This window comes from Anaerolineales bacterium (assembly GCA_016928575.1).
GTDB lineage: Bacteria > Chloroflexota > Anaerolineae > Anaerolineales > RBG-16-64-43 > JAFGKK01.
In genome coordinates this window covers 48,653-60,040 of record JAFGKK010000064.1, presented here as the reverse complement: position 1 = coordinate 60,040, position 11,388 = coordinate 48,653, and the positions used below count along the sequence as shown (strand labels likewise).

Annotated in this window: 9 protein-coding genes; 4 read left to right on the top strand and 5 right to left on the bottom strand. The window is 60.6% G+C overall.

Annotated features, from left to right (window positions below; genetic code table 11):
* Positions 1–151 precede the first annotated feature (151 nt).
* Positions 152–598 carry a hypothetical protein gene (locus tag JW929_08560; GenBank protein ID MBN1439446.1) on the top strand — a complete coding sequence of 149 codons (447 nt, stop codon included), beginning with the start codon at positions 152–154 and terminating at the stop codon, positions 596–598.
* A gap of 572 nt (positions 599–1,170) precedes the next feature.
* Here JW929_08560 and JW929_08555 read toward each other — a convergent pair.
* A complete protein-coding gene (locus JW929_08555) occupies positions 1,171–2,058 on the bottom strand; it encodes a hypothetical protein (protein ID MBN1439445.1) in 888 nt (295 codons plus the stop codon).
* 169 nt (positions 2,059–2,227) lie between these two features.
* On the opposite strand from JW929_08555, the gene JW929_08550 reads away from it, so the two are divergent.
* Complete coding sequence (locus tag JW929_08550; GenBank protein ID MBN1439444.1) at positions 2,228–2,776, top strand: TetR/AcrR family transcriptional regulator; 549 nt, start codon at positions 2,228–2,230, stop codon at positions 2,774–2,776.
* A 690-nt stretch (positions 2,777–3,466) separates the two neighbouring features.
* Here the strand turns inward: JW929_08550 and JW929_08545 are convergent.
* The 3 genes from JW929_08545 to JW929_08535 form a co-directional block, all read right to left on the bottom strand.
* Positions 3,467–4,069 carry a class I SAM-dependent methyltransferase gene (locus tag JW929_08545; GenBank protein MBN1439443.1) on the bottom strand — a complete coding sequence of 201 codons (603 nt, stop codon included), beginning with the start codon at positions 4,067–4,069 and terminating at the stop codon, positions 3,467–3,469.
* On the bottom strand, positions 4,062–4,538 hold the full coding sequence (locus JW929_08540; GenBank protein ID MBN1439442.1) for a hypothetical protein: 477 nt from the start codon (positions 4,536–4,538) through the stop codon (positions 4,062–4,064). The genes JW929_08545 and JW929_08540 overlap by 8 nt, the downstream gene beginning before the upstream one ends.
* 133 nt (positions 4,539–4,671) lie before the next feature.
* Positions 4,672–5,025: a winged helix-turn-helix transcriptional regulator gene (locus JW929_08535; GenBank protein MBN1439441.1), complete on the bottom strand. Its 354-nt coding sequence runs from the start codon at positions 5,023–5,025 to the stop codon at positions 4,672–4,674.
* A 1,351-nt stretch (positions 5,026–6,376) separates the two neighbouring features.
* On the opposite strand from JW929_08535, the gene JW929_08530 reads away from it, so the two are divergent.
* Both JW929_08530 and JW929_08525 read left to right on the top strand, forming a co-directional pair.
* Positions 6,377–8,857, top strand: coding sequence for an ABC transporter permease (locus JW929_08530; GenBank protein ID MBN1439440.1), 2,481 nt, complete (start codon positions 6,377–6,379; stop codon positions 8,855–8,857).
* A 251-nt stretch (positions 8,858–9,108) separates the two neighbouring features.
* A complete protein-coding gene (locus tag JW929_08525) occupies positions 9,109–9,783 on the top strand; it encodes an ABC transporter ATP-binding protein (protein MBN1439439.1) in 675 nt (224 codons plus the stop codon).
* A gap of 330 nt (positions 9,784–10,113) precedes the next feature.
* Here the strand turns inward: JW929_08525 and JW929_08520 are convergent, their stop codons facing one another.
* Positions 10,114–11,358, bottom strand: a complete 1,245-nt coding sequence (locus tag JW929_08520; protein ID MBN1439438.1) for an LL-diaminopimelate aminotransferase — start codon at positions 11,356–11,358, stop codon at positions 10,114–10,116.
* Between the last annotated feature and the right edge of the window lie 30 nt (positions 11,359–11,388).

Genomic DNA, 11,388 nt, shown 5'->3' with positions numbered 1-11,388 from the left:
TACAATCTCGTCGCTGATGATGGAGGGTTGGTATGGGGCGGCCGGATTACACCGGAATCGGTGGCCGAATTGACCGGAATTTGCAACCATCAAGGAGCTCGGCGATTTCACCGCGCAGATCAAACGCCTGACCCCCGGACGGAAGGTGTATGTGGACGGGCCATTCGGGCACTTCAGCGTGGACCGGCACCCCGACGCGGAGCAGTTTGTCTTCATCGCCGGGGGCGTGGGGATCACGCCGATCATCAGCATGCTGCGCACCCTGGCGCAGCGCGGCGAACAACGGCCGCTGACCCTGCTCTACGCCAACCGGGATTGGGAGAGCGTCACCTTCCGGGAGGAGATCGGCCGGATGCCGGAGACGCTGGCGCTGAAGGTGGTGCACGTGCTGGAGAAGCCGCCCGCGGAGTGGGACGGCGAGACGGGGTTCATCACCCGGGAGATCCTCGAACGCCATCTGCCCAAAACCCGACGGCGCAACGCGGTCGAAGTGTTCGTCTGCGGCCCCCGCCCGATGATGGACGCCGTCGAGCGGGCGCTCGCCGCCCAGGGCTTCCCGCCCGGGGATTATCATTCCGAACAGTTCGATCTGGTGTGAGGAAAACCGGCATGCGTCAAAAATATTCCACTTGGCTGGCTGTGTTCATCGGATTGATCATTCTGGCGTTGGCGGCGGCGTTTGCCCTGCTGCAGAGCATGTGAGGAAGGGGCGCAGGCCGTCGGGTCAGTCCGGGATCGGCGGCGGGGTTTTCTATTCGGTTTCTCCACCTAGATAAGCTTTAAAATCCACGCGGAAGATATCACCCACCGCAACCCGTCATTGAGCAGTATCTGCCGTTTCGCCGCCAGCCCCCATTCTTTCCGATTTTTCAGGCGTGAAAAAACCCGAAACGCTTCTTCAAACCCTTAGCGGGGGCTTTCCTCATCACTAGATTCCGGATTTTTACTATCAAACACCAACCGATCGGCGACCAAATGTTTTTGCTAGCTTCCAAAGCCACTACCGATGGCAGTAAGCACCCAAACGGTTTTACCGTGGGAGTGGGAATATTGGTCTTGATCGAAAAAAACAAGCGAAAAATGAAAAGGTGTTCACCTCGAAGGATCCGGGGAAATAGGTGCTTCCTTACGCACATGGTTCGATTACCCTCCCCCCTGGGTTCCGTCATTTCAGGGAAAGGCTCCTCTCCCCCCATCCCATAGGGATGGGGGGAGGTGAATTTTAGGGGGGGGGAAACGAGAAGAATAAAGGAAACCGGAAGGGCGATGCGAAGCGGAAGAACCGGTTTTTCGCCCCTTGACCACGAGGTCGGATGTCCTGGCCCGGGAGCGCCGGGCCGGATTTCGCGCTTCCGATATGCGGACTAATTCCCCCCGGCCGGAGATCGCGGCCTTGGAGGACGGCGCCCCGCAGAAATTCCGGGCCGCGTCGCGGCGCGGCCTCCAATTCGCCGCCAGCACGATCACTCCATATACGCCCGAAAGAAAGAGGATGCCGTCTTCGTAACATTGGTACATCCCCAACGCTTTGGGCAGCGCCAGGAGCGCCCAGGGCAGCAACAGGAGGAACACGGCTCGGCTGATCTTCGGAGCGGCGGCCGCGAGCAGGGCGATGGAGAGGAGCGTCAGGGGGCATGCATCCATCGGGGTGCAGACCCGTGGAAAAGTACGGCCGAACGCCATGCCGGCAAAAGGATAAGCCAGCCAGGCTAAAATCCAGAACAGCAACATCCCCCGCGTAAAACCGCCGCCGGGCAGCCTGAATTCAATCTTGTTGCGGAAGACGTCGGCGGCGAAAAGAGCCCCGATGAGTATGAACAGCGGAGCGCCGAAATAATCATAGAAAGCCCCGTCGGCGGCGACCAGAAAGAATACGATACCATCACATAAAAAAGCGACCGCCAGCAGCAACTTCAGGGCGGCATTCCAGCGCGCATCCGGGCGTGTGAATACCCGGCACCCCGCCGCCAGCACGGCGGCCAGCCAGACGGCTTGAACTACCCAGGTGGAGGAATTGAACGCGGCGATTTGGCTCCAAAACACATCGGTCGGTATCATCGGGAAAGGTCTCCTTTGGATTGTGATGTAGTCGAGGTGTTATTGAATTAAGTAGATATTATGATATAGTGTATATTATTCTGAACGGGCTTAAAAAGTAAAGAATCATTTGGTGTGTTTTCTATCCTATGAGCGAAAAAGCGGAAACTGGATCATATCGGGAGGTGCCGTGGCGGACGATCGACGGATAAAAAGAACCCGGCGCGCGCTGGCGGCCGCGATCGTCGAGCTGGCGTCGACCCGCCCGTACGATTCGATTTCCATCCGGGAGATCACCGAAAAGGCCGACGTCGGGTATGCGACCTTCTTCCGCCATTACGACAGCAAGGATGATCTTCTCTTGGAGCTGTTCGACCGGGTCACCCAGAGCATGGAGGATCCGGCGGGCGGGTCCGGCGAAGACCATTTCCGGAACGAAGGCAGGCTGGCGTTCTCCCAGGTAAAACAAAACGAGGCGGTTTTCCGGAGCATTCTGCAAAACCATGCCTTCACCCGGAAACTCCGAAAGGTGCTGATCGAGCACATCAACCGGGGAATGCGGCGGCACGGCGTGCGGCAGCTCCACCCGGAGATACCGACGGAAATCATGGTCCATCAAATGGCGGTGGGCGTGATCGGCCTGTTTGAGTGGTGGTTGGATCAAAAAATGCGCACCCCGATCGATACCATGGCCCGGATTTACGAGTTGACTATCATGCAGGCGATCCGATCGGGATGACTCTCTGCGGATCCAAATCCGGACGGATGGGGATGAAAAGGGTTCATTCCTGTAAGCATCGAACTGGCCGGTCCGGTTTGTCATCCTTTCGGATCGCTTGGCTCGTGATCGGATATGGGCAGAGAGGATGAAGGATGGTGGATGGATTATTCTCTTCGCAGAAAAAAGAGTCCCCAACCCCCATAACTTATCCCGAATTTATCTCACCGCATCCTCCACGCCGGCGCGGCGGCCGAAGGGGCTCGTAGAAGGCGCCTTGGAGGGCTGGAGGACGGAAATCCAAGGCGTCCTGTGGAATCAGCGCGTCGTTTTGCTGGGAACCTATCCCGGCACGGTGGGTATCGGCGCGACGGTATCCGTAGCCCTGCGATGAAAACAAGGCACCGCAAATGCCCGGTGCGGAGAAACCATCATCCGCTCGCGGTTTGGATTCCAATAGGTATGATTAGTTTCGTGGATATGGATGCGATTTTGATGTCGTTCATGCTATTGATGGACGTGTGACTTTCCCCTTTCCGCACCCGTCCCCGGCGGGAATCTCGCCAATCCGGCGGAAAGCTGTTGCCCGGGATTCGTCGTTGGGCAACGGCTTTCCGCTTCTTGATAAGCAGAGGGTGCAGCGGATGCCCGCGCCGGACGATGGAGGCGGTAAGAATCTCTTCGGCCGGCGCCCGTGGAGACGGACCGGTTTCAGGCGGCCGGAGCCGGTTGCGCCGTTTCCATTATCGTTTTCCGCGCAACCGGAAGACCGGGCGTACCGGACGGTCCGGTCTTGAGAAACGTCTGGAAAAACGGATTCTTGTTCGTCCGGCGAAATAATCCGGACCGGGTGAGTTCCAGCTGGATATTCTTCTCTTTCATATGGTGATCGCTGAAATATAAACAGCCGTCCGGTTTCAGCACCCGGAACAACTCCTGCAGGATTTGTTCCTTCGCATCGCACATATGAAACGTATCGAAAACCAAAATGGCATCCATGCTGGCTTCCTTCAAGCCGGTGTCGCAGCCGGTACACAGCGGCTGGATGTTGCGTACCCCTTTCTTCCGCAGGCGTAGGGCAATCCTTTCCACCGCCAGGGGGAGGATGTCCGCGGCGTATACCAACCCCCGGTCGCCGACAATCTTGGCCGCCGCAAACGAGAAACTGCCGGTTCCGCAGCCGAAATCCAGAACCTGATCGCCCGGCCGGATGCCGGTTTGCGCGAGGACCTTCTTCGGTCTTCGGACGGCGTCCCGCACCGAAAACGCCAACGCCATAACAGAAAATTCCAGACGGCTCATCACTTCACCCATTTTTCCCGGCCTCCCGTATAGATTTGTAGGCGTACACAACAATCGGAATCTGCACCAGAGCCCAAAGGATGGGGCCGTGAATTTGATCCTCGAAACGGTGGGTTTGCGCCGCAAGCATATACACGGCATGCGACGAGCAAAGCAGGAAGAGGATCGCGCCGGACGCTAAAGCGGCGTAATACCCCAGGCGCTGTTTCGCCGCGCAAAGCGGGATGCAAACCAAGGCGGCCAGCACCCCTACGGTATGCCGCGTATCCCCCAGGCAGAGGAGGTACCCCGCGCGATCGTACGTGACAAATGGAAATTTCAGAATATCCAAAGCGATGAAGATGATCCCAACGCTCACCGAAAGCCACAGGATCAGCATCACCGGATTGTTGGCAGGGGTCGTGAAAAATGATTCCGCCCGGCGCCCTACCTTTTTAAAAAACGCGTATGGACAAAACGATATTCCCTTTCTTTTGTTCACCACGCACCTCCCGTTGGAATTTTTCCTTCCCTCCCCGGCACAGAAGCCTGCGGATGGCCGCACCCGTGCGGCGGACGCCCCCGCCGAACACATATAGAGATTAATTAAATACTTAATAAGCATGACAAAAAAATTACTCTTCCAGGCAGCGCTTTTTATCCGGACACTCCGAACAGGGACCGTCGAACGTACAGTCCAGAAACCCGACTCGAATCAACCGGTCGATGTTCTTCCGGAAATCTGCGACCGCACCTTTCCGCATCCGGTAATACGTGTGAAATCCGTCCCTCACCGGTTCCACGATTCTAGCGTTTTTCAGCACTTTCAAGTGCTGCGAAACCGCGGAATTGGTGATGCCCAGCTTTTTGGCGATTTCGGAAACATAAAAATCGTGTTTTTTGGTGGCCACCAACCGCAGGATCTTTAACCTTTGGGGGTCTCCAAGGGCTTTGAAAGTGACCGAAATCTGATCCAGGAAGTTGTTCATGCGGTTTAGTTATTAAGCAAAGACTTAAAGATATTACTATAGGGTTTTCGCTTTGTCAAGAAGATGCCCGCGGAACATTGCACCGATCCTTACCCGGTTCCGGCAGAATTCACGCTGTCCGGGTGCTGAAAAAAACGGTCGAGCCCACCTCGTCAAGCCCGCCGGTCTGGCCGGGGATACGCCCCGGAAAATCCTCGAGGCTGATCAACCGCCCTTCCCATGTTTCCGCGACCGGAGCGGTCACACCGCGGCCCCGCCCAATTTTTCCCGATTTCGCGGGATGGTTATTTCCCACAGCTCGGATCCGGTTCTTCGCATTTCCCGTCATAGTTGCCGCGCGGCTTGCCGTGCAGCGGTTCATCATTGGCCGAACGCCGTCCGCTGCTGCAAGAACAACCCGGCCGAAGCCCGGTGGGGCGGCGGGCTCAAGCCGATCGTCCCGCCCAGCATTGCGAACCGGACTTCCCGGAACCGCTCGCGGAGTAAGACGCGTCCCGGTACATCGCCTGCAACTCCGGCGTGTCGCCGCCGATTCATACGATTCTGGGCGGTGTGCCGGGCCGGCCGCCGCATAGCCGGTCGGTGGGGGTGGTGGGGGTGAGGATGGTATCGATCTGCCTGGAAGAAATCGGTTTGCCTGACCGGCCAAATTCGACACCCCGAAAAAAAAACAAACCATGCCAACCCTGAAGTAGACCGGTCCCACTGACATCCTGCGGGCCGGTCTTGATTTCACAAGATGGTATAGAGAGTATCCTTTTGTGCGATGCCGGAGGTCCCCCTCTGAATAGGAGAACCATTGACCGGGGGCAGAACCGGATGCGTGATGGGTGGTAATTCCCTAGATCTATCCGATGCGGCGCCGCGAATTACTTTCGGGGATCCCGAGGAACGTCCGGCCGGAATAAGATCGGCCGAAACAAATTGACCAAGGCCCTGTCTTATGGATATAGCGGAAACGATATAGAAGGAAAATGGAAGAGGGCGGGTGAGTTTTGGCTGGGTGGCCCGAATCGGCGATCAGGATCTGCCTGAGGCCGGGGAAAGCCCACATCCGCGGTAAATATTACCGTATTTCTTATTCAATCAGCCGGTCCCATGCCAAAAATACGTGGCGGAGCCGCCGATCCTGCCTGTTTGAAGAATAAGAATCCACTGATACCGGAATTATGGGTCAGCACGAAACGTGTGTTTGTAGTTTCGCCCGCCCCGGTTGGGTCGGGCCGGGGATCCGTCCCGCAAGAGGAACGCCTGCGGGACTGCTCGACCGCCTTCTACAACTCAGCATCGATTGCCGGCACCGAAACCGCCGCCCGGCCCGCGGGCCGGAAACCTAACGCGGAGGAAACCCGTGATCGTCAAACCGTTCCTGATATCCCTGCTCGAGAAGAAGGCCCGCACCCTCCTGGTGCTGTTCTCGATTTCGATTTCCGCGGCGCTGGTGTTCGCCAACGAGTGCTTCGCCCGCACCGTCGAGCGCGGGTTCTACGAATCCGGCGTCCGCTGGAGCGGCGATTCGGACCTGATCGTCGAGACTCAAAACGCGGTCGGCGCCGAGGAGTGGATCGACCCGGCCCGGCTCGCGGCCTACGCTGGCGGGTTCCAGTACGCCCAGCCCGCCGTCCGCCAGAAGGCGCTCTACGCGCCCGGCGGGCCGGAGATGCACTGGTTCACGATCCTCGGCGTGGACGTCGCCGAGTTCGACCGCCGCAACCCGCTCACGCTCCATGAAGGCGCGTTTGCGGAGTGGAGCGGGAACACCGTCATCATCGGGCAGACCTACGCCGACCTCTACGGCCTGAGGACCGGCGACGTGATGCGCCTGGAGCTCAACAACGCGGAGTACGATTTCCGCATCGCCGGGGTCGCCGCGCCCAGGGGCTTGTTCCTGCGCGAACTCGCCGACGGCGGCTTTCTCCTCGCCCCGCGCGAGACGCTGGCCCGGATTTTCGGCGGCGAATGCAACATCCTCTTCCTCAAGCTTAGGGACGGCTCGCAGGTGGAGGCTGTGAAGGAGCAACTGACGGCGGACCTGCCCGGCTACCGGGTTGAGTACGGCGTCAACGAATCGATGATCGCCTCCGAAACGCAGACCTACGTGATGCCGTTCTGGATCTCCTCGGCGGCGGTCGTGTTCATGTGCATGTTCATCATCTTCGCCGCCTTCCACCTGATCACGCTCGAGCTGATCCCCCTGATCGGCACGCTGCGCAGCGTCGGCGCCACGCGCCGGCGGATCAACGCCGTGCTGATCGGCGAAGCCGCCGCGCTCGGCGCGCTCGGCGGGCTTGCCGGATGCGTCCTGGGAGTCGGCGTGCTGGAGTTCATCAAATCCCGCTACGCCGCGGGCGACGACATCGTACTGAACACCGCCGCCGTGATCGGCGCGCGCGAGGCGCTGACGGCGGTCGCCGCCGCGACGGCGATCACCGCCGCCGGCGCCGTCGTCCCCATCCTGCGGATGACGAAGATCCCCATCCGCAACATCATCCTCAACGAGCCCGGCAAGGGCCGCAGCCGGCCCTCCCGCTTGTGGGCGGCCGGCGCGGCGCTCCTCGCCGCCTGCCCCCTCGTCACACCGCTCCTCCCGGGCTCGTTCGCCGGGATGATCGCCGCGGCGGCCCTCGTCGCCGGCGCGCTGGCGGGGCTGGTCCTTCTCATCCCGTTCCTCACCCGCCACGCCGCCCGCCTGGCCGCGCGCATACCCGGCCTCGGCCAAGAGATCGTCCTCGGCATCCGCAATATCCACGACAACCGCAGCCTGATGAACAACATCCAGCTCTTTTCCGCCTCGATTGCGATCGTCGCCTTCATGGCCTCGCTGTTCGGGACGATGGGTGCGGACCTCGTAAAATCCTACGAGCGGGATTGCCGCTACGACATCTCCCTGACCCTGAGGCATTCCGATCCGGAGACACTGGCGGCGTTGGCCGGGGTCGAGGGGGTCGAAGCGACGGCCGGGAGCCACCAGTATTATTTCGCCCTGCCGGATCGCGGCGTCTACCTGAACGTGCTCTACGGGATCGAGAACGCCGATTTCTTCGAGTTCAACCGGGTCGGCGGGCTGGAGGCCGTCGGGCCGGCGCTGGCGGATCTTTCCGCCGGCCGCAACATCATCCTCACCAACGTGCTCAAGGACAAACTCGGCCTCAAGGCGGGTGACGCACTCAGCATCCAATTCAGCGAGCGGACGGTTCCGTACACCGTCACCGGCTTCGTCGAGACCAACGACGGCATCGGGCACGTCGGTTACATTTCCGCCGCCAATTTCCGCGCGGACGCCGGCGTCTCGGATTACGACTACATCTACATCAAGGCGGCGGGTTCGGCCGATTCCGTCAAGAACAACATCCTGCGCGCGCTGGGCAAGGAAGTAATGCGGATCGACACCAAGCGGGAGCTGATGCAGGCCAACGCCGACAAGGTCGTGGGGATCTTCACCGCGATCAACACCTACGCCCAGCTGGCCCTGCTGACCGGCATCCTCGGGATCGTCAACAACCTGGCGGCGAGCTTCCTCGAGCGCAAGCGCTCCTTCGCCATGCTGCGCTGCGTCGGGATGAGCAAGCGCAGCCTCAACCGGATGCTGGTAGCCGAGGCCGCGGCGATGGGCGTGCTGGGGACCGCCTTCGGGCTGGCCTGCGCGCTGGTCATGTCGGCCGGGATCCCGGCGGTGGTGAGCGTGATGTGGGGCAAGGTCGAGGTGATGCTCGCCGCGAAGGAGATGGCGGCGATGGGCGCGGCGGGCATCCTCGCCATGCTGGCGATCTCGGCGGTCCCGGTGATGAGCATCGACCGGCTCAGCCTGGTCCAAACCCTCAAGTACGAGTGACCCGACGATGGGCGAATTCAATCCTCACCCCTATCCTTCATCCCTCCCCTCGCTCCGCTTGAGGATGGGCTTTTCCCTCTCCTGACTTTTTACATTCCTCACCCCCATCCCCTTCTCCCCTTCCCCCTCTCCTGGCTTATGCCAGGAGAGGGGGAAGGGGCCGGGGGATGGGGGTGAGGATGGACAGGAAGGGTGAGTGGCTGCAATTTCAGATGTTTCGATTTCAAAAGAACAGATCGAAGGAAAACATCATGACCATCGCGATCGAAGTGAAGAACGTCTACAAATCCTACCGACTGGCGGAAGATTCGGTTGAGGTGCTGAGGAACGTCAACCTGGAAGTCGAACGGGGAGATTTCATCTCCATCATGGGGCCTTCGGGCTCGGGCAAGAGCACGCTGCTCTACTTGATGGGCGGGCTGGAAAGGGCGACTCAAGGCTCGATCCGGCTCAACGGCGTGGAGATGCGGACGCTCGACGACGAGCGGGAGAGCCGGATGCGCCGGCGCGACATCGGCTTCGTCTTCCAGGCCTACAACCTGATCGACAACCTGACGCTCGAAGAGAACATCCTATTGCCCGCGCTGCTGGAGGGGAAGAAGAAGAAGGACGTCCTCCCGCGGGCCGAGGAACTGATGGCGGCGGCGGGGATTCTCAAACGCCGCGGCCACACGCCGCGCGAACTCTCCGGCGGCGAGCAGCAGCGCACCGCGATCGCCCGCGCGCTGATCAACGAGCCGGGCATCCTCTTCGCCGACGAGCCGATTGGCAACCTCGACAGCCGCGCCGGCGACGGGATCCTTTCGCTCCTGCGCGCGATCAATCGCGAAAAGGGGATCACCATCCTGATGGTGACGCACTCCGAGGACGCGACCAGCTACGGCAAGCGGGTTATCCGCCTGCGCGACGGGGAAGTGGTGCAGTAAAAATGCTCCTCCCCGGATCGTTCTGCATTTGGGCGCGCAGCGGATCCGACCCATTCTCCTACCCCCAAGGATTAACTGAAAGAGTTCCGATGCATAAATCCCTTCCCCCTTCCCAGTATGGGAAGGGGGAAGGGTATGGGATGGGGGCTGGGGCGGAGTAACGTATCGCCGACCTTGACCCCTCCTCCCACCTCAGGGATTTGTTATTTGGGATCGGATATATAACCCCCTTCCCAGTATGGGAAGGGTAAGGGATGGGGGCTGGGTCGGTTGTGGAAGAAAATGATTTGGAGGTTGCAGGGGGGGCGCTGCGCGGCAAGGCAGATTTTTCTACAGCCGCTCCTTTAACCTTGCCACCGCCTCCTCCACGTCGGCGCGGTGGCCGAAGGCGCTGAAGCGGAGAAACCCTTCCCCGGCGGGGCCGAAGCCGGAGCCGGGCGTGGTGACCACATGCGCCTTTTCGAGGATCTCGGTGAATACGTCCCAGGATTTCCGCCCGGGGAATTCCGCCCACACGTAAGGTGAATCGACCCCGCCGTAGCTTTTCCACCCCAACCCGGTCAATCCGGCTTTAATAATCCGCGCATTTTCCATGTAGTAGCCGACCGTCCCGCGCATTTCCGCGAGCCCTTCGTCGTCGAGCGCCGCCAGCCCTCCATATTGGGCGATGTTCGAAGCGCCGTTGAAGACGGTGCTCGTCACCCGGCCCCAGTCCTTTCCCACCGGCGTCCCGTCGATGAAGGCGAGCTCCTTCGGGATGGCCGTCCACCCCAGCCGCACGCCGGTGAATCCGATCGACTTGGAGAACGAGTTGACTTCGAGCGCGACTTCGCGCGCGGCTTCGATCTCGAAGACGGAGCGTGGCAGACGGTCGTCCCGGATGTAGGCGGCGTAAGCGGCGTCGAAGATGACGATCGACCCGTTGCGCTTGGCGAAATCCACCAGCCGCTTAAGCTGTTCGCGGGTCGAGACCGCGCCGGTGGGGTTGTTGGGCGAGCAGAAGTAGATCAGATCGGTCCGCGGGGCGGCGGAGAGATCGGGGAAGAATCCATTGTCCGGCGTGCAGGGCAGGTAGGCGAGGCCCTCGAACTGGCCGCGGTCCGGATCGTGCGCGCCGGTCGCGCCGATCATGACGCTGCCGTCGACATACACCGGGTAGGCCGGGTCCTGGACGGCGATCGAGACTCCCGCGCCGAACAGAATCTGCAGCCGGCTGCAGTCGCATTTGGCCCCATCGGAAATATAGATCTCCTCCGGCGCGATCCGGCCGCGGTACCACTTTTCGGAAATCTTGGCCTTCAGATTCTGGAGCAGCGCCTGGCCCCTGGGGTCGTCGTCGTAGCCGGAGTACCCTTCGGGCGTGCCGAGCCGGACCGCCGCGTCGCGCAGGCCGGCGGCGATGTGCGGCGTGAGCGGCTCGGTGGTGTTGCCGATCCCCAAGCTGATGACCTTGGCGTCGGGATGCTTTTCGAGCAGGGCGCGCCGCCGCCGGCCGATCTCGGGAAAGAGATATCCGGCCGGAAGTTTGGCGATGTTCGGGTTGCGTTTGACCATGCGGAACCTCGGATTTACCATTTCCCATCCTGCCTCCCTCTCTTTCCCCCT